This is a genomic window from Bradyrhizobium liaoningense, assembly GCF_018130825.1.
Lineage (GTDB): Bacteria > Pseudomonadota > Alphaproteobacteria > Rhizobiales > Xanthobacteraceae > Bradyrhizobium > Bradyrhizobium liaoningense_B.
Window position 1 is genome coordinate 736410 of the sequence record NZ_JAFCJS010000001.1, and the last position, 18918, is coordinate 755327.

An 18918-nucleotide genomic window follows, 5' to 3' on the forward strand; every position below is an offset into this window, starting at 1 on the left:
CGCTCTTCAATGGCCGCTCAGCACGAGTGTCTGGATCGGCAGCAACAGAGCCTGGATCCGCAGCAGCAGCGCGTGAACGAGGCCGACGCCATCCACGACGTGAAGTGCGATCTTCCGGCTGGTCGGCGTATCCTTGGCGGAGATTTCCTCGTGGTTGCTGGTGTAGGCATTGACGATGCAGCTCGAGCCGGGCGTCACACCCTCGAGCCCGCCTTTGTAGAGCGGCTCGAGGAAGACGAGGATCGTACCGGGACGGACGGCATTCTGCGCTTCCAGCAATTGCTCGCCGGACCGGAATTGTCCGGCTGCGATGTAGTCCTGCACGGTCGTGATCACCATCGGGATGATCACCCACGGTTTGGAAATGCAGGTCGCCTCCGCCACCATGCCGGTCTTCATCACCTGCGCCTCGATCTGGCCGAAGCCGGCCTGAAGAAGCTTTCGGCCGGCCTCTTCCGGAATCAGAACGCCGGCCGGGCGCATCAGCTGGTTGACGACGTCGCCGGAGCGAACCAAGAACTGCTCGACCCGCCCGTCAACGCCGGCACGGACGACAGTCTTGTCGAGATCAACCTGGGCCTGGTCGAGCGCGGCCGCCGCGCTGGCCTTTTGAGCCGGCAACAGAGTGGATATCTGCAAGGATGCGGATTGCTTGGCGGCGGTTGCGGCATCGACACCAGCCTGGCGCTGATCGACGAGGACCTGGAGCTTCTCGATGTCACGCTGCGGAACGATTCCGGGGTTGCGTCGCTGCAGCTCGCTCTTGACCTCGAGCTCGTCCTTGGCCTGCTGGTAATTGGCCTTCGCTTCCGCGATCTGCGCCTCGGCCTTGGCCACGTCGGCCTCCGCCGCCTGCATGGCGGCATCGACCTCCGCAACTTTTCGCTTGGCCGTCTCGAATGCAGCCTGCTGCCTCGAGGTGTCGAGCGTGAACAGCACGTCGCCCTTCTTGACCGGCGCGCTGAAGCCGACCTTGACCTCGGCAACACGGCCCGAGCCTTCGGGAAGGATGGGCACCGTGCGGAAATACAGCGTCGCCGACGACGTCGACGGGTGGAAGTAGAAGATCATCGTGATCAGCGACACCGTCAGCATCAGGCAGCCGGTGATGCCCCAGCGCAGCTCGTACCAGACCGAGAAGAAGGTGATCTCCTTGCCGAAGCGCTTGCCCTGGACGTAGCGGCGGTAGAGGTAGTCGGGCAGGATCGTCAGCAGCGAGCAGAACATCAGCTCAAACATGGCTGTGCTCCTTCTTGGCGGGCTCCGGCTTGTCTGCCGGATGCGGCGCCGCCGCAGCCTCGGCCGGGACGTCGCCGCCATCGACGACTGTCGGCGTCGCGTCGGCAATCTTCTCGACGGACCCGGCTATGCTGCGCAACGGCGTGCCGAAGTCGGGCAGATCGATCAAAGCGAGCAGGAGGCCCGCGACCCAGAAGATGTGCATGTGCGTGAACAGCGAGATCAGGCCGAGCACGGCGACGAGCTCGAACTGCAGCTTCTGCGACTTGTGCGCCATCCGTTCCGGCAAGCTGTGCAGCTTCCAATAGAGCGTGCCGACCCAGAGCACGGTGCCGATCAGGAATATGCCCATCACCACCATCAGCGTATCGGTGCCGCTTCCCGGCGCGAGATAGAACGGCAGATGGTGCGGGGCCATCGGATGAAGCTGGTCGCTCAATCATCTCTCCCGGTCAACGAACGTGCACTTGGCAAGCACTGTGTTCAGGCTGCTTCCCAATTTGCTTGATTTGAATCAAGGGAACGCCTGCTGCTGGACATAGCGTCCCCGGAACCACACTGCACAATCCAAGGGAGCCGCAGCCATGCCCGGCCTCGACGATCTTATTCCCAATGCCACGCAGATCCGCAAAGAGGCCGCGCTCAAGGAGGCCGAGAAGGCGGAAGAGTATGTCCGCCTCGCTGCGGCGGCCGAGGCCGAGAAGCGCGCCCTGATCGAGCGACTGAGCAAGCCTTCCGGCAAGACCGAGGAGGAGAAGATCAAGCTCGCCTCGACGATCATCCAGCGTGCGGTGCGAAACGGAATGTCCGAGGTCATGGTCTATCGCTTCCCCAACACGCTCTGCACCGACAAGGGACGCGCCATCAACCAGATGGAAAAGGGCTGGGAGAATACGCTGACCGGCATCCCCAAGGAGATCTTTCAGCTCTGGACCGACTATCTGAAACCGCGCGGCTATCGCATCGCCTATCAGATCATCGAATTTCCTGGCGGCGTGCCCGGCGACATCGGCGTGACCATTTCATGGGGCGACGAGTAGCGCCGTAGCAGCGGAAGGACGGGGCATGGCCAAGGACGATTCTGCCGAGCGGATGAAGCGCAAGGACTATGAGAAGGAGCTGGAAAAGCTCCAGGTGGAGCTGTGCCATCTCCAGGACTGGGTCAGGGCCCAGAAACTGAAGGTGATCATCATCTTCGAAGGACGCGATGCCGCCGGCAAGGGCGGCACCATCAAGGCATTGACCGAAAAGGTCAGTCCGCGCGTGTTTCGTGTCTGCGCCCTGCCCGCGCCCTCCGACCGGCAAAAGTCCCAGCTGTTCCTGCAGCGCTATATCGAGCAATACCCGGCCGGCGGCGAAATCGTGATCTTCGACCGCAGCTGGTACAACCGCGCCGGCGTCGAATATGTCATGGGCTTCTGCTCGCCGGCCGAGCACAAGCGTTTCCTGGAATTGTGTCCGCTGGTCGAGAAATTCGCCGTCGACGCCGGCATTATCCTGATCAAGCTCTGGCTCGAGGTCGGGATGGAGGAGCAGGAACGCCGCTTCATGGCGCGCATCGAGGATCCGCTGCGGCAGTGGAAGCTGAGCCCGATGGACACCGAGTCGTTCGGGCGCTGGTACGATTATTCGCGCGCGCGGGACATGATGTTCGAGGCGACCGACACCAAACATGCGCCGTGGCGACTGATCCGCTCCGACGACAAGCGGCGCGCGCGGCTCAACGTCATCTCGCACATCCTGAGAACGATCCCCTACAAGAAGGTCAAGCGCGATAAGATCAAGCTGCCGTCGCGGTCGCACAAGGGACGCTACAACGACCAGGCAAGCCTGCGCGGACTGAAGTTCGTCGAGGAGCGATACTGAAACGCGCGGGTAGTGAAAAGCCGAACGGGCTGCGGTGACGCAGCCCGTTCGCCTTGAGGCCATTGGGCCTATTTCAGGCGGATCGTCACGCCGCCGACCGCGGCCGACACCTCCGCGCCGACCCTTGGACCGGTGAGCTGAAGGATCACGCCATTGCTGTTCTGCAACTGGACGGCACCGGCGCCAGCTGCGACCGCACCGCCGGCTCCGCCCACCGCGTAGGATCCTTCGATCGACGCGGGCCCCCTCAGATTGAGGGCCTTGCCCACGAACTTGCTGGTCGATGCGCCGATGGTGAGGCCGACGCTCATGCCGGAGACCGTGAAGGGATATTTCTTGCCCCTCAGAAGCAGCACGCCCTCCCCGCCGCCGACGCCGACGACGAACCCGCCCTTGGTGAAGACCACCGCAACGTCGCCGGTCTCGGCACGCGAGGGCGTGCTGAAGCCGGCAATGGCTGCGAGCGAGGCGATCAGGACGGCGCCGATGGTGAACTTTCTCATGACGTTTTCTTCCCCCTATTGAGCCAGGATCATGGCGAAGTAGCCAAACACGGTGAGCAGGATGCCCGAGACGGCATAGCCGACCGGGAATCCGATCCAGGGTACCGAGCTCTGGATTTCGACGGCCGCCTCGCGGCACGGTCCTGAATGCGAGCGGGCACCGGCGACGCCGCCCATCAGCACTGCAGGATTGATCTTGAAGACGTGGTAGCCGATCGCCCAGACGATGAAGGGCGGGATCGTGCAGGCGATGAAGCCGACCAGGAAGATCTTCAAGGCAACCGCGCCGGTGAGTTGTGCCAGAAGTCCCGCGCCGGCATTGACGCCGACGATGGCCACGAAGACGACGAGGCCGAGATCCTCCAGCACGTTCCGCGCCGCATTCGGCGTATTGCCGAAGAAGCGCAGCCGCGACACGACCGAGGACACGATCACGCCGGACAGCAGGAGGCCGCCGGCATTGCCGAGACCGATCTTGGCGCCGAATGCCGGGAATTCGATCTTGCCGATCAGGAAGCCGATGATCATGCCGACGGCGAGCGTCAGCAGATCGGTCGAGGTGTTGGACCGCGCAATGCGCCCCCACATCTCGCCGAGTTCGTTGACGGCGGACTTGAGGCCAACCACCGAGACGATGTCCATCCGCTCCAGCTTGGTCTTGAGACCGGCCGGAATCTGCACGCCGCCGCGTTCGACCTTGGTGACCTGCAGCTGGCCGGCGATCGCGGTATCGCGGAAGGACTCGAAGGTGCGCCCCACCATCTCCTTGTTGGTGATGAGGATCTCCGCCTGGTCCATGGGAATGCCGAGCGTCTTGGCATCTGCGACCTCCGGGCCGATCAGGCCCATCTTCTCGGTGAGATGTTCCGTCGAGCCGCCGAGCGCAACAACGTCGCCTTTCTGCAGCACGAATTCGGGATCGGCCCCTTGCGGCACGCCGTTCCGTCCCACATTGACGATGCGGTATTCCGGATTGACCGCGCGGAATTTCGCGATGCTCATGCCGACCGTCGCCGGGTTCTCCAGCCGGTAGGCACGCAGGCCGAACTGGCGATAGCCGGTCAGGCCGCCGCCCTCGAGATCCTTGACGCCGAATTCCGTCTCATACTGCTTGGCGGCGGCCTTGGCATCGACGCCCCACCAGCGCGGCAGATATTTGCAGATCAGGATGATGCCGACGGTGCCCCAGATATAGGTGATGCCGTAGGACAGCGCGATCATGCCCGAGGCCTCCTCGGGCTTCATCCCATCAGGCAGTTTGACGACGCCGGAGGTGACGGCCTGCTCGGCCGAACCGATCGCCGCCGACATGGTCTGCGACCCCGCCAGCATGCCGCCGGCGGCACCGGGCGGGAGCGAGAACATCTTGGCGCCGATCACGACGAGCGCGAGGCCGATGACGCTCGATACCACGGCCAGCAGACAGAATTTCAGGCCGTCGCCCTTCAGGCTGTTGAGGAAGGACGGACCGACCCGCAGGCCCACGCCGTACATGAAGAGATAGTAGAACAGGCTCTTGGCAAAATTGTTCAGCTCGAGCTTCACCCCATAGGTGGAGGCCCACACCGACAGACCGGCGCCCACCACGATGGCGCCGGCGACCATGCCGAGGCCATAGCCCTTGATGCTGGCCCGCCCGATATAGACGGCGAGCCCGACGACGAAGAACAGCAGCAGATACGGATTCTGCTGCAGGAACGTGAAGAACGCCTGCATGTTCGTCCCCTCCAAGCCTTATGACGCGGCCTTCAGCTTCGGCTGAGCACCGGGCTTCGGCCGGCCTAGTTTCGCCAAGGCTTCCGTGCGCACGAGCTTCAATCCTTCCTTGGCGTCGTAGCCATGGATCTCCTTCACATCGAGCTTGCGCATGAAGTCGATGGTTTCCTGGGTGATGACCTGGCCGGGCACCATGATCGGGAAGCCCGGCGGATACGGGATCACGAAATTGGCGGAGACGAGCTCGGGCCCGGCCTTCAGGCGCCGGTCGATCTCGGCATCGTTGAGCCGGATGTGCTCGCAGCCGGCGACGTCATAGGCCGCATAGAAGCCGGTGCGGATGTCACCTTCGTTGGTCTTGCCGCCGGCGTCGCCGCGGAAGCTCGGGTGGAAGTGCGAGAAGTTCGGCAGATCGGGCACATCCTTCATCAGGCTCGTGACCCGTGCCTCGAAGGTCTTCCTGGCATTGGCGCCGCCCTGGGCAAGGCCGCGGTCGATCTCGCCCGCGATCTCGGCGAGCACGCGGATCAGATGCGCGACGTCGCTGCGGGTGTTGTTGATGTTGGACTGGACCAGCACCGAATTGCGCGATGTCTTGTTGACCTGGATGTTGTACTCGCTGGCCAGAACGCCCTTGAACTGGGTTCCATCAAACCCTGCGGTCCCGCAGACCAACGTCATGCGGGTCGGGTCGAGGCAGAACTCGTCCTCGTCCAGGCTCTTGAGGATATTCGCCCAGTTCGCGCCGGCGGCGAGAAAGTCGGTGAAGCCGGTCTGGCGGTATTGGGCGGGCACCATGGCGTCGGCACCGAGGATGCGGAAGTATTTCGAGATCAGCGGATTGTTGTTGACCGCCTGGCGGATGGCGAACGCGATCTCGATCGCATTGGCGACGAGGCCATAGCCTTCCAGCTCCATCTGCCGCCGCGAGATATCGAGGCTGGCGATCAGCTGCTGGTTCGGACTGGTCGAGGCATGGGTGAACACCGCCTCCTTGAACTGCTGCTCGACCGTGTGGAATTCGACGTCCTTGACCGAAAGCATCGAGCCCTGGCGGATCGCCGACATCGACTTGTGGGTCGAGTTGGTCTGGTAGACGCGTAGCCGGATCTGCCTGGGATCGGGGATCAGCCGGACTTTGAGCAGCGTCTCGTCGGATGGGTTCTTGCCGAGCTCGGCCTGCTGCTTCTCATAGGCCGCGACCGACTTGGGATCGCGCATCCACGCCTCGATCTCGTTGGCGGCACCGAGGCCAGTGCGGCGGCGCAGGAACGGCGAGAAGCGCGCGAAGCCGAACCAGGCCTCGTCCCACAGGAAGATCAGGTCGGGCTTGATGGCGAGGCATTCCTCCATCACCCGCCGGGTGTTGTAGATGTGGCCGTCGAAGGTGCAATTGGTCAGGTCGATCATCTTGACGCGGTCGAGCCGGCCGTCGGCCTTGGCGTTCAGGAGCGCCTGCTTGATCGTCTTCAGCGGCACGGCGCCATACATCGAATATTCCGTCATCGGGAAGGCTTCGACATAGAGCGGTTGCGCACCGGCCAGCACCATGCCGTAGTGATGCGACTTGTGGCAGTTGCGGTCGACGATCGCGATGTCGCCGGGCGCGAGCAGCGCCTGCACCGCCATCTTGTTGGACGTCGAGGTGCCGTTGGTGACGAAGAAGACGCGATCGGCGCCGAGCGCCCTCGCCGCCTTCTCCTGCGCCTTCTTGATGTTGCCGGTTGGCTCCAGCATGCTGTCGAGGCCGCCGGTGGTGGCGCTGCTCTCGGCCAGGAACAGGTTCGGGCCGTAGAACTCGCCCATGTCGCGGATCCAGTCGGACTTGAAGATCGACTTGCCGCGGGCGATCGGCAGCGCGTGGAAGGTGCCGATCGGACGCTGGGCGTATTTCTTGAGATTGTCGAAGAACGGCGTGTCGTAGCGGTCCTGGATGCCTTCGAGGATCGATAGATGCAGCTCCAGCAGCTCTTCGATCGAATAGAAGATGCGGCGGACGACGCTGGCCTCGGGATCGCCAGCGAGCTCCTCCACGTCGCGGTTCGAGATCATGTAAAGGTCGAGTTCGGGCCTGATGCGCTTGATGATCTGCGCGAGCCGCAGGGCGGACGCGTCGGTTTCGTCGTTGAGGCCGGCCGCGGCCATGATCGAGCGGAGCACCGGCGCATTGTGCCGCGAACGCAGCCCAAAGCCCTCGTTGATGACGACGGCGCCGATGTTCGGATTGAGCAACGTCGCACAGAAGGCATCCTCGAGGCTGCCGACGATGACGGGCTCATAGATGAAGCCGTCGACAGGCCGCCGCAGTTTGCGCCATTCGGCGGCCAGTGCCGGCCATTGGCTGGATGATATGCCAGTGACAATCAGCGTCTCGAAATAAGGCCGGCGCGCCGTATGCGCGCCGAAGCTCGGCGGCACCAGCTCGGGTGCATCGCCATTGCCGTCATCCTTTGCGCTCCAGTCGCCGGCATGCTGACGGAAGGATCGCGTCGCCAGCGCCTGGGCAATTCTCGTCGCAAGGGCGAACGATGTCGCACCGTCCCCGGCGACTGCTGCTTCGCGCAGCGCCGCCATCAGTTGTAGACCGGGATAACCGTGATACTCCTCCGTGACCGAAAGCTCGGCCAGCGCCGCGTCATAGGCCGCGCGATTGCCGACGCGAGCCCAGACTTTCGCGGCCTCCACCAGGTCACGCCAGTCGTCCGCCCGCGCGCCGGGGCCGGAGAAGAACTGATCGATGCGCTTCTGTGCGAGCTTGGTGTCCTTGGACATGTCTCTCTCCCGATCGGTGCCGGCCAGTGGGCGAAGGTGATGGCGGATCGTGAGTACGGAGGCCGAGGCGCCATTGATCCAAGTCAACGGTCGCGCGTTATGGTGGACGCACGTCCCGCGACTGACGCTCTTTGCAATGCAGCATGCCTGTCAGGCGGAGCGTTGCGCCACCCCGGCACGATCTTCGCCAAGGACGCTGTCGAGCGAGCGCAGCCACTGGCTGCTGTCGGTCTTTTCCGCCAATCCCTCGGCGCGCAGCAGATCGCGCAGCTGCGCGTGCGCGCCGACAATGCAGAAGCTGATCCGGCGCGCGGCAAGCTCATCGCTCAGCTCATGCAGCATGCGCGCACCGGCGAGATCGATATAGGGCGATGCCGAAAGGTCGCAGGCGACCAGCCTGATGCCGGCGGAGCCGCGCAGCGCGGCCAGCGCAGCATCGAGGATTGTCTCGGCATTGATGTAGAGCAGCGAGGCTTCGGGTCGGAACGCTATGACGCCGACCAGCGGCTCGACGCCCTCATGCCTGGCGCTGTCGGAATAGCGGCCGCTGCCCGGCAGCCTGCCGAGAAATGCCACGTTCGGCCGGGAGGCCCGCGCCAGGAGCAGGAAGATCGAGGCAATCGCCGCCAGCAGCACGCCCTGGAGAATGCCGAGCAGCAGCACCGCGACCAACGCAATGGACGCGGCCAGGAAGTCGATCCGGCTGACCTGCCACATTCGCTTGAGCGCGGCGATATCGACGAGCTTGTAGACCGCGGCAAAGACGATGGCCGCGAGCACCGCCTTGGGCAAATTGGTCAGCAATCCTGTAAAGAACAGCAGGCAGAGCCCAAGGGTCACCGAGCAGATCACCAGCGCCAGCGGTGTTCGCGCGCCGGCGCTGTCGTTGACGGCGGATTGCGACAGGCCGCCGGCGACGGGATAGCCGTGGCCGAAGGCCGCAGCCAGGTTCGCGGCACCTAGCCCCAGGAATTCCTGGCGCACGTCGAGCGCATAGCCGTGCTTGGCGGCAAAGCTGCGCGCGGCGGAGACGCCTTCGATGTAGGCCAGCAGCACGCAGCCGGCTGCAAGCGGAAACAGATCGTCGAACTCCAGCAGGCCGAACGTCGGCATCGCCACCGCCGGCAGCCCCTCCGGTATCTTCCCGGTAACGGGCACACCCATTGCCGCAAAGCCGAGCATCGTCGCGACCAGGATCGCCAGCGCCACGATGGTGATGCCGACCGGCTTGCCCGGCAGCCGCCGTTCCCCGAGCAGCAGAAGCAGCAGCGCGACCGCGCCGATCGTCAGCACCAGCGGATGGATCTGACCGAGCTGCCCGATCAGCTTGATGGCCCGGTCGAAGAAATTGTGACCGCCACCGGCGACGCCGAGCAGGCTCGGCAACTGGCTCATGATGATGGTGAGCCCTGCCCCGGCCTTGAAGCCGACCAGGATGCTGTCGCTGACGAGGCGGACCAGCACGCTGAGCTTGAACAGCCAGGCGATGAAGCACAGCACCGCCACTGCAAAGGCCGCAAGGCTCGCGATCTGCGCATAGCGCACCGCGTCGCCGCCCGAGAGCGCGCCGACAGTGCCGGCGATCATCAGCGAGATCGCCGAGGTCGGGCCGATCGCAAGCTGCCTGGACGAGCCGAGCAAGGCATAGCCGAGGCCGCCGAGCATGTAGCCGTAGACGCCGACCTGCGGCGGCAGGCCGGCGAGCGCCGCATAGGCCAGCGAGACCGGGATCGCGTACGCGGCGAGCGTGATGCCCGCGACTGCGTCGGCAGGCAGCCATTCGCTCCGATAGGCAGCAAGCCAGCCGGCCGGCGGAAAGAACCGCATCCAGCTTGCGTCAGGCGGCGCGTTCATCTGATCACCTCACGTGGTGTCGCTTCGCAGCGCAAGAGGACTATCAGCAGCGCAACCACGGGAATGCCGAGCGCGAGGTCGGGAAAGACCTTGGTGACGAAGGCGCCGGCAGCCGCGCCGCAGCCGAACACCGCGCACAACGCAAAGAAGATGACCGATTTGCGCAGTGTCCCGAGCGGCGCCCCTCCGTAGACGACCGCAAAAATGGTTTCGACCGACTGACGCATGTTGCCGGTGATCATCACCGTGCTGCAGACGGAGCCCTCGACCTTGACGAACATTGCCGCCTGCATCGCCGCGACCAGGGAAATGCCGAGCGTGCCGGCCAGATCCGGGAGCCGGTTGTGCAGGATGCCGACCGTGATCAAGAACACGATCTCGACGAGGATGCTGAGTGCGCCGGCCCGGTCGCCGGCCACACGGCGCAGCCAGGCCGCGATCACGATGCCGACGGTGAAGGCCACGATCGGCGGCACGAAGTGCAATGCCTGCATCCAATCGCCGGCCATCGCGTAGACCCAGAGGAAGATCACATTGGCAGTCTGGGCATTGGCCATCACGCCGTGGATGATCCAGGTATAGGCGTCGATATATCCGCCGGCGAAAGCGAGCAGCATCACGATTTCGACCGTCTCATCGCGGCGGATCGCGCCGGCTGCGACGTCCAGCGTACTCATGTCGGCGATAGCGGCTGTCGCGAACTCTTCATTAGATCATTGGCCGCGGCTTCCCCTCGGCAAGGCTTGATCTGGATCAAGCAATGTTCCGACGCACCCAATCAAATCTGCCGCAATACGCCGGGGGAAATGCGACCATGGATACCGTCAGGTGGATCATCACCACCGCACCGGAAATCTTCCTGCTGCTGGCGATGGCGATCGGCACCCTCCTCGGCCGCATCAGGATCCGTGGCTTCTCGATCGGGACCACGGCCTGCATCCTGATCGTCGCGGTGCTGATCGGACAACTCGGGCACTTCACGTTCCCGCCGATCCTCAGGGCGATCCTGTTCAGCCTGTTCGTCTTCACCATCGGCTATCGCTCGGGGCCGGAATTCTTCGCCTCCTTGAGCGTTCGAACCCTGGCGCAGGTCGTGCTGGCGCTGGTGATCGGAACTACCGGGCTCGTCCTGGTGCTCGCCTTCGCCCATGCCTTCAAGCTCGATGCAGGCACCGCGGCGGGGCTGACCGCCGGTGCGCTGACCCAATCCTCCGTGATCGGTACGGCCTCGGGTGCGCTGGCGCAGCTCGGCCTGCCCAGCGACGTGCTGAAGCAGCAGGAAGCCAACATCGCGGCGGGCTATGCCGTGACCTACGTGCTCGGCTACATCCTCACGCTCCTGTTCGTGCCGTTCGTCGCGCCGCGGCTGATGCGCATCGATCTGAAGGCGGAGGCCAAGAAGCTCGAGGCCGAACTCGCCGGTGGTGCGCCGCCGAAGACGGAAAACCTGTCCTATCGCAAATTCCAGGCCCGGGCCTATCGCGTGTCCGCCGGCGCAGGCCGCACCGTCGCGGCGATCGAGGCCGAGATCGGCAGCCGTACGGTGGTGGAACGGATCGTGCGCGGCGGAGCCGACGTCAAGCTGCAGCATGACCTCGTGCTCGAGGCCGACGACGACATCGTCATTGCCGGCCCGACCGCGGCGATCGTTTCAGCCAAGCCCATCCTCGGGGCCGAGATCGATGCGGGGGAACTGCTGCGCAGCCTGCCCGGCAATGTGATCGAGGTGCTGGTCGAGAACCGCGACCTGCATGGCCGCTCGCTCCGCGAGATCGTCGAGCGGCTGGGTGACAATGCGCGCGGTGTCTTCCTGCGTGCGCTCACACGCATGGGCCGGGAGGTACCGCTCGGTCCCGACACCCGCGTCTATATCGGCGACGTCATGACCCTGGTCGGCAGCACCGGCAATATCGCGCGGGCCACGGCGCAAGTCGGACATGCCCTCAATACCAGCGAACGGACCGACATCGCCTTCCTTGCGGTCGGTATCGCCGCCGGTCTTCTGGCCGGTCTTGCCAGCTTCAAGGTCGGCACTGTCGCGCTGACGCTCGGAGGCGGTGGTGGCGCGCTGATCGCAGGGCTCGTCTGCGGCTGGCTGCGGACGCGCAAGCCCGGTATCGGTGCGATGCCGCCGGCCGCACAGCAAACGCTCAGCGATCTCGGGCTCGGCGGGTTCATCGCGGCCGTCGGACTCGGCAACGGGCTTGCCGCCTGGTCGGCAATCCAGACGCAGGGGCTCCTGCTGGTCGGCATGGGCATCGTCGTCACCCTGGTTCCGATGACGGTCGGAACGCTCGTTGCCTATTATTTGCTGCGCATGAACCCGGTCGTGACCTGCGGTGCGCTCGCCGGCGCCATGACGGTCGATGCCGCCGTCACCGGTGCCTGCGACGTTGCCGAGAGCCAGACCCCGGTGCTCGGCGTCGCCGTCCCCTACGCGGTCGGCAATGTCGTCCTCACCGTGCTCGGTCCGATCGTGGTGGCCGCCACGTTCACGGGTTGAGGAGGCCAGGATGTGCTTTGATCTCCCCGCAATCCGTCGCCTCCTTGCAACCGTCCTGCTCCTTCTCGCCGGGCTCATGGCGCCGGCCCGCGCCGAGGACGAAGTTCGCATTCAGGAGGAGATCTGGGCGCTGTCGCTGCCACTGCCGATGTTCGCCTACCTGGTGCGCCCGGTGGGCGACGGCCCCTTCCCGCTGGTGATCATGAACCACGGCGTCTCGCTCAACCCGAGGGACCGGAGCTTCTTTCCACTGGTGGAATTCCGTGACGCCGCAAAATGGTTCGCCAGGCGCGGCTACCTCGTGGTCGCGCCGGTCGGCAGCGGTTATGGCGCGGCCGCCATCGACATTCCCGAGCGCGCGCTCTACGGACCGTTCTTCTCCAAGGTCGGCAAGTGCACCAATCCGAACTTCCGCGATGCGGGCCTTGCGGTCGCACAGGTCGATCTCTGGATCATCGACCACCTGGCGGCCCAGAAGCGCATCATCCCCAAGGATGTGATCGTGGTCGGGCAGTCCGCCGGCGGCTGGGCTTCCATCGCCCTGTCGAGCGTCAATCCACCGCAAGTGAAGGCCATCATCACCTTCGCTGCCGGCCGCGGCGGCCGGGTCGGCGGCAAGCCCAACAACAATTGCGCGCCCGACAGGCTGGTCGAGGCCACCGCGGATTTCGGCCGCACCTCGCGGGTGCCGATGCTGTGGATCTACATCGAGAACGACACGTTCTTCGGGCCCGATCTCTCGAAGCGCATGCATGCGGCGTTCACCGCCGCCGGCGGCCGCGCCGAGTATCACCTGATGCCGCCGTTCGGCGATGAGGGGCATTTCTTCATCGGCTCGCCCGATGCGATCCCGCTTTGGTCACCGTTAGTGGCAAAATTTCTCGAGGCACAGAAATAGACCTGCCCTGGAGGCGCAACCATGTCAGCTATCCATAAACGGCTCTGTGGCCTGCTGATCGTCGCGGTCTTGGGCGCCGCGACATATCCTGCCATCGCCGCGCCAAAAGCCGCGCGCGCAGACAAGCCTGCCGAGGTGGCAACGCGCGGTCAGCGCGAAGTCAAGGACGTCACCTACGGTGACTGGCAGAAATTCTGCTTCAAAGCCGGCGGCGCGCCGATGCTGTGCCGGACGACCATCAGCGGGACATTCCCGACCGGCCAGGTAGCTGTGCGCGTCGACCTGATCGAACGCGAGGGCACGCCGACGGCCCGGCTGCAGCTCTTCGTGCCGGTCGGCATGTACCTGCAGCAACCGGTCAAGCTGTCGATCGATCGGGGCAGCGCCTTCAGTGTTCCCTATAGCTGGTGTCTGACCAATACCTGCATCGCCGCTGACGTCGCGCCTGCCGGCATCATCAAGGAGATGGAGTCCGGGAAGGCGCTGGCGCTCGAGGTTGTCGATTCGAATCTGCTGGCGCTGACGACCCAGGTGCCGCTGGCGCAGTTCGGCACGGTCCACAAGGGTGCGCCCACGAAAATGCTCGAGCAATATGTCGAGGAGTGATCGGCGTTTCGCGTTTCGGTGCTATGCGGCAGCGGCACGCGTGACGGAATCGATCAGGGATTGCGCCGTGAACGGCTTTGTCAGATAGGCGACGCAGCCCGACGCAACCGCGGCACTACGGTTCACCGGGCTGTCGTTGCCAGTGATGTAGATCACTGGGGCCGTAACCCCCTCCTCCGCGAGCTTGCGGCGCAACTCGACACCCGACTTGCCGTCGAGATTGATGTCGAGGACGATGCAGATCGCCTTGTCGAAATCGTCGTGATCAAGCAAGGCCGCCGCGGAATCGAACAGCGTGACGGCGAATCCATGCGCGCGCAGCAGCCTGTTCATGCTGACTCGCATGGAGGGATCGTCGTCGACGATGAAGACTGATTCGCGCATCGGCAGGAAAGCGACCTTTCGGACTAGGCACGATGCTGACGCGGCGGCTGCAATCAACACGTGCCACACGCGCATGGCAGCACCACGTCAACGCGCTTCATATTGTCCTTTGGGGCAGTGACACGGCAGGAACTGGATTCGAAGCGACGGAATAGCTAACCGCCATTCGAATCCAACATTCCAAGCCGCTCCGCGATAGAAACGAGCTCGGCAAGCGAATGAACCTGCATCTTCTCCATCACCTGATGGCGATGCGCCTTCACGGTACGCTCGGTCGTCCCGAGCTCGTAGGCGATTTGCTTGTTGATCCTGCCGCGGACGATCAGATCGAACACCTGCCGTTCGCGCTGCGTCAGCGTCGCAAGGTGCGCACGAAAGGCTTCGAGCCTGCCACGATGGCTGCGCGCGGCATCCTGCCTTGCCAGTGCACGCGCGATCGCGTCGAGCAACAGCTCTGACGACACAGGTTTGGTCAGGAAGTCTTCCGCTCCCGCCTTGATGGCCTGCACGGTCGTCGGCGTGTCGGCATGCCCCGTCAGGAATATGATCGGCAACGTCGAGCCCGAGGCGATCAGGCGGTTCTGCAGTTCAGGGCCGCTCAAGCCCGGTATACGCACGTCGAGCAGGATGCATCCCGGCTGCTCGTCGTCCAGCGCTGCGTTCAGGAAGTCCTGCGCCGATGCGTAAGTGACGACGTCATAACCTGCAAGCTTCAGCCGGCGCTCGATCGCCGTCCGGAACGATGCGTCGTCATCGACAACATGGACAAGACCGGGCACCATTTACCTCGCGTAAAATTCAATAAAGCAATCTTTAACCGTGGCCGCGTGGTTGCCAACGGTTCAAAAACCGAAACATATGCTTCGCAACAAAATACTTTCCGGTCTCCATCGAGGTCTTCTCAGTCCGCGCAGCGAACGCCCCCCGCTGTCCCTTGGGACATTGACCCTTGGGACAATGGATTGAAATACCTCGTTAGTCGTAAATCAACCTCGGCGGGAGTGCGATTGCGCGGCGAATTTCCGCTGCGAGAGATTTTGTCTCAAAGGCCAATTCGACGGTAAGCTGAGGAGCTGGCCCATGTTCGTTCGCGTCACGACGGATTCCGCGCTGCGTCCCAACTCTCTTCGCGACCTCGGCTTGACGAGCGATTCAAATGCGCTCGTCAGTTTAATCGAGTTTTCCTACAAGAAGGGCGCCGAGATCTACGGCGAGAAAGAACCCGCCGAATATGTCTACCAGGTCAAGTCTGGCGCGGTGCGGAGCTACAAGCTGTTGTCCGACGGCCGCAGGCAGATCGGCGCGTTTCACCTGACCAGCGACATTTTCGGTCTGGAGAACGGGAACGAGCATCGTTTCACGACCGAGGCGATCGTCGACACCACGGTTCGCCTCGTGCGGCGGCAAAGCCTCGAGATCGTGGCCGAGAGCGATGCCATGGTTGCCAGAAACCTGCTCAGCATGACCACGAACAATCTGCAGCATGCGGAAGATCACATGCTGCTGCTCGGCCGCAAGACCTCGCTGGAGCGGGTCGCGGCTTTCCTGCTGGAAATGGACAAGAGGCTGACCGCTGCGGGTGTCCTGGCGCTGCCGATGTCGCGGCGCGATATCGCCGACTATCTCGGCCTGACGCTGGAAACCGTCTCTCGCGCCCTCTCGCGACTGCACGAGCTCGGCATCCTCGGATTCATCGGCAACACGCAGCGCCAGATCGTGCTCCTGGACCGGGAGCAGCTCGCGAGCCTCGATCTTCAGCCCTGAGCGGCGCCAGGTCCTATCGAACCGCGTGCGAGGCCGCCTCCAGGATGGACCGCGCGACCTCCGAAGTGCCCGTGATGATGATCTGCACGCCGATGCAGAGCAGCAGGAACGCCGACAGCTTCGTGACGACGCTCGTTCCCTCCTGCCCGAACAGGCGCGCCATGGCGCTGGATTTCCGGTAGGCGTGGTAAATCGTGACGGTCACGGCCAGCGCGACGACCAGCGACACGATCGACGATGCGAACATGCCATCCAGACTGTCCGATCGGCTGATGCCGATCGCGATGGCGGTCGCGATCGTCCCCGGCCCCGTCGTGAGCGGGATGGTCAGCGGAAAGAAGGCCATGCGCTGGATTGTCGCAACATCGGCCGACGCGGCCGCGTGCGCGCTGGCGGAGGTCGGCGTCGCATGCAGCATGGACCAGCCCGCCGCCGCCACCACGAGCCCGCCGGCGATTCGCAGCGCGGGAATCGTGACCCCGAAGATATTCAGGATCTGGCTTCCGAGGAACAGCGACACCAGCAGGACCGCGAACGCATAGGCTGCGACGCGCAGCGCGACACGGGCACGCTCGGCCTCGGACAGGCTGATTGTCCTGTCCAGGAAGATGAAGGCGAGTCCGTACGGGTTGATGATCGCAAACAGCGCGCCGAAGCCGAACAGGAAATCGGCAACCCATCTTGACGCGGTCAATTCAAGCATTGTCTTGACTCGGGAGCCGTTTGATCGCCTCGAGATGCTCGATCGTCTTGCGCAGGACCTCGAACAGGATGGCCGCCGACCAGCCGAACAGCAGGATGCCGTTCATGGCCGTCAACGGCCCGATCAGGCGCCATTGGGGCACCGGCGTGATGTCGCCATAGCCGAGCGTGGTGTAGTTCACGAAGGCGAAATACAGCAGGTCGCTCCCCGGCTGCGCCGCCTGGACGAGCCAATACGTGCAGACCCAGACCAGGACCTCCACGGTGTGCGCGACGCTCAACGCTGCGGCCGTTGCGACCATCACGCCCATCAAATGCAGCCGCGGACTATCGGTCTGCCTCAAGCCGGCCGCTCGCGCGATCGATACGGCAATGACCGTTGCCAGCGCGTGCATCCCGATATTGATCGCGCTGACCAGCGCGCCGACAAGGACCTGGAGCAGCATCAGGACCGACCTTCTTGCCTTTCGGGCCAATCTCGGTGCGACGGAAGCCGCTCAACAGCAGCGCCGGAGGTCGCCTGCGAGCGTGAAGTCATCGTTGGACGGCAGTGGAAATTTCGGCCTGATCCTGCGCCTGCAGCGCTGCGGAACGGTCGATCTGGATCCAGGCCGCCGCGAGTTCCCAGGCGACCGCCAGGATGATCGGGCCGATGAAGAGGCCGATGATGCCGTGCGCCAATGTGCCGCCGATGACCCCGATCAGGATGACGAGCGTCGGCGTGCTCAGGCCGCGGCCCATGACCAATGGCTTGAGGATATTGTCGAGCAGTCCGACGACGACGAGGAAGATCGTCAGAGGCACCGCCGTGGTCACCTCCTTGTCCATCCAGATCCAGATCACCACGGGCACGAGGACGATCGCAGCACCGATCTGCACGATCGACAGCAGCAGAACGAGGATGGCGAGCAAGCCGGCGCTCGGAATGCCCGCAAGCTTGAGGCCGATGCCGGCGAGCAGCGCCTGGATGATCGCAACGCCGATCACGCCTTGCGACACCGCCCGGATCGTAGCGCCCGCCAGCTCGAGAAAATGCTCGCTCTGCTCCGGCACGATGCGGAACAGGAAACCGCGGACCGCGCCAACGAGCTGCGGTCCGTACGGGAACAGGAAGCCGGCGACAAGCACCGACAGCAGGAACTGCAACGTGCCGACACCGGCGCTGCCGGCGAACGACAGCATCACCCCGGCCAGCGGTTTCAGATATGGCGCCACCTCGCGCAGAACGGCACGAATGTTGGTATAGGCCAGCGTCCAGAAATCGAACAGCTGCTGGCCGATCAGGGGCCAGTCCTTGAGCCATTCCGGTGCCGCCTGGAGCACGACATCGCCGCTGCCGATCTGGCTCGCGAGATCCTTGATGCCTTCGGCCGCGCTCAGCCCGAGCCATGCCGCCGGACCGATAACGATGCCAAGCATCATCAGCGTGAGGATGATCGCCGCCGTCCGGGGACGACCGCCGAGGCGTTTGGCGAGCCAGCTGAAGGCGGGATAGAACGCGACCGCTAGCACCGCGCTCCAGGTCAGGATCGGCACGAAGGGGCGGATGATCAGAAACGTCCATGCGATCAGGAGCGCCAGCAATCCGAGGCGGATCATGAGCTGGACGATCTGCTCCGCGGAGAGAAGCTTGCGAAGTGGGGTCAAGACGACGCTGTCCTTCCGGGAGTGCGGATACCCGATGGACGTAGCGGCCTCCGCCGCCCGGCATTCTTGATCCAGATCAAGCGACCGCGACGACCGGTCGCTCCTCGCCGATCTCACGCGGCATGCACGCGAAGAATGCCGGTCAGGACATGCGCGCGGACGATCGAATCCCGGCAAGCCCGCATTCGGCAACCCGTTGTAATGGCTATAGTAATTTCGGCGCTGCCCGGATGGCGCAATCCACAGGGGGAAGCTGATCGGCACTTGCTGGCGGGAACGGATTCCCCTGCCTCCGGATTGACCGGGATGGATAGGTTCTTCCTTGCGACGATGGTTTCGGCCGTGCTGCTGCTGATCGTGGCTGCCGACCTCCTGGTCAACGGCGTCGGCCTGCAGCCGCCGCCGACGCAACTGGCCAACGTGGTGCCGGTGCCGCCGCGCCTGTTCAGATAGTGCGACGCCGC

Annotated in this window: 19 protein-coding genes; 7 read left to right on the forward strand and 12 right to left on the reverse strand. The window is 64.1% G+C overall.

The features are described from left to right. Positions 1-6: 6 nt before the first annotated feature. Together JQ603_RS03540 and JQ603_RS03545 are read right to left on the reverse strand one after the other, a co-directional pair. Positions 7-1239, reverse strand: a complete 1233-nt coding sequence (locus tag JQ603_RS03540; RefSeq protein ID WP_212336539.1) for an HlyD family secretion protein — start codon at positions 1237-1239, stop codon at positions 7-9. After that, a complete protein-coding gene (locus JQ603_RS03545) occupies positions 1232-1657 on the reverse strand; it encodes a hypothetical protein (protein WP_212338159.1) in 426 nt (141 codons plus the stop codon). The genes JQ603_RS03540 and JQ603_RS03545 overlap by 8 nt, the downstream gene beginning before the upstream one ends. Before the next feature lie 166 nt (positions 1658-1823). Here JQ603_RS03545 and JQ603_RS03550 point away from each other — a divergent pair, with 166 nt between their 5' ends. After that, positions 1824-2279 carry a hypothetical protein gene (locus JQ603_RS03550; protein WP_212336541.1) on the forward strand — a complete coding sequence of 152 codons (456 nt, stop codon included), beginning with the start codon at positions 1824-1826 and terminating at the stop codon, positions 2277-2279. A 25-nt stretch (positions 2280-2304) separates the two neighbouring features. Then, on the forward strand, positions 2305-3105 hold the full coding sequence (gene ppk2, locus JQ603_RS03555) for a polyphosphate kinase 2 (RefSeq protein ID WP_212336543.1): 801 nt from the start codon (positions 2305-2307) through the stop codon (positions 3103-3105). A gap of 68 nt (positions 3106-3173) precedes the next feature. Here the strand turns inward: ppk2 and JQ603_RS03560 are convergent, their stop codons facing one another. The 5 genes from JQ603_RS03560 to JQ603_RS03580 form a co-directional block, all read right to left on the reverse strand. Continuing rightward, positions 3174-3608 carry a hypothetical protein gene (locus JQ603_RS03560; protein WP_212336545.1) on the reverse strand — a complete coding sequence of 145 codons (435 nt, stop codon included), beginning with the start codon at positions 3606-3608 and terminating at the stop codon, positions 3174-3176. A gap of 15 nt (positions 3609-3623) precedes the next feature. Beyond that, positions 3624-5324, reverse strand: coding sequence for an aspartate:alanine exchanger family transporter (locus JQ603_RS03565; RefSeq protein WP_212336547.1), 1701 nt, complete (start codon positions 5322-5324; stop codon positions 3624-3626). Between the two features lie 18 nt (positions 5325-5342). Next, positions 5343-8096 carry a beta-eliminating lyase-related protein gene (locus tag JQ603_RS03570; RefSeq protein ID WP_212336549.1) on the reverse strand — a complete coding sequence of 918 codons (2754 nt, stop codon included), beginning with the start codon at positions 8094-8096 and terminating at the stop codon, positions 5343-5345. Positions 8097-8246: 150 nt separating this feature from the next. Then, positions 8247-9950, reverse strand: a complete 1704-nt coding sequence (locus JQ603_RS03575; RefSeq protein WP_212336551.1) for a SulP family inorganic anion transporter — start codon at positions 9948-9950, stop codon at positions 8247-8249. Then, the gene (locus JQ603_RS03580) at positions 9947-10627 is read right to left on the reverse strand and encodes a YoaK family protein (RefSeq protein ID WP_212336553.1); all 681 of its coding nucleotides are present in this window, start codon (positions 10625-10627) and stop codon (positions 9947-9949) included. Before JQ603_RS03580 ends, JQ603_RS03575 begins: the two co-directional genes overlap by 4 nt. A 137-nt stretch (positions 10628-10764) precedes the next feature. Here JQ603_RS03580 and JQ603_RS03585 point away from each other — a divergent pair, with 137 nt between their 5' ends. From JQ603_RS03585 to JQ603_RS03595, 3 genes are read left to right on the forward strand one after another with little or no spacing between them, the layout of a single operon-like run. After that, complete coding sequence (locus tag JQ603_RS03585) at positions 10765-12453, forward strand: aspartate:alanine exchanger family transporter (RefSeq protein WP_212336555.1); 1689 nt, start codon at positions 10765-10767, stop codon at positions 12451-12453. Between the two features lie 10 nt (positions 12454-12463). Then, complete coding sequence (locus tag JQ603_RS03590; RefSeq protein ID WP_212336557.1) at positions 12464-13351, forward strand: alpha/beta hydrolase family protein; 888 nt, start codon at positions 12464-12466, stop codon at positions 13349-13351. 21 nt (positions 13352-13372) lie between these two features. Next, positions 13373-13957, forward strand: a complete 585-nt coding sequence (locus JQ603_RS03595; RefSeq protein WP_212336559.1) for an invasion associated locus B family protein — start codon at positions 13373-13375, stop codon at positions 13955-13957. A gap of 21 nt (positions 13958-13978) precedes the next feature. Here JQ603_RS03595 and JQ603_RS03600 read toward each other — a convergent pair whose 3' ends face one another. Continuing rightward, positions 13979-14341 carry a response regulator transcription factor gene (locus JQ603_RS03600; protein WP_349630692.1) on the reverse strand — a complete coding sequence of 121 codons (363 nt, stop codon included), beginning with the start codon at positions 14339-14341 and terminating at the stop codon, positions 13979-13981. Between the two features lie 155 nt (positions 14342-14496). Continuing rightward, complete coding sequence (locus JQ603_RS03605) at positions 14497-15120, reverse strand: response regulator transcription factor (RefSeq protein ID WP_212338165.1); 624 nt, start codon at positions 15118-15120, stop codon at positions 14497-14499. Between the two features lie 301 nt (positions 15121-15421). On the opposite strand from JQ603_RS03605, the gene JQ603_RS03610 reads away from it, so the two are divergent. After that, positions 15422-16105: a helix-turn-helix domain-containing protein gene (locus JQ603_RS03610; protein ID WP_212336561.1), complete on the forward strand. Its 684-nt coding sequence runs from the start codon at positions 15422-15424 to the stop codon at positions 16103-16105. Between the two features lie 13 nt (positions 16106-16118). On the opposite strand, the gene JQ603_RS03615 is transcribed toward JQ603_RS03610, so the two are convergent. The 3 genes from JQ603_RS03615 to JQ603_RS03625 form a co-directional block, all read right to left on the reverse strand. Beyond that, a complete protein-coding gene (locus JQ603_RS03615; RefSeq protein ID WP_212336563.1) occupies positions 16119-16808 on the reverse strand; it encodes a MarC family protein in 690 nt (229 codons plus the stop codon). Then, positions 16801-17253, reverse strand: a complete 453-nt coding sequence (locus JQ603_RS03620) for a potassium channel family protein (protein WP_212336564.1) — start codon at positions 17251-17253, stop codon at positions 16801-16803. The genes JQ603_RS03615 and JQ603_RS03620 overlap by 8 nt, the downstream gene beginning before the upstream one ends. Positions 17254-17341: 88 nt before the next feature. After that, complete coding sequence (locus tag JQ603_RS03625; RefSeq protein ID WP_212338167.1) at positions 17342-18406, reverse strand: AI-2E family transporter; 1065 nt, start codon at positions 18404-18406, stop codon at positions 17342-17344. A gap of 354 nt (positions 18407-18760) precedes the next feature. On the opposite strand from JQ603_RS03625, the gene JQ603_RS03630 reads away from it, so the two are divergent. Further along, positions 18761-18907, forward strand: coding sequence for a hypothetical protein (locus JQ603_RS03630; RefSeq protein ID WP_212336566.1), 147 nt, complete (start codon positions 18761-18763; stop codon positions 18905-18907). Positions 18908-18918 lie beyond the last annotated feature (11 nt).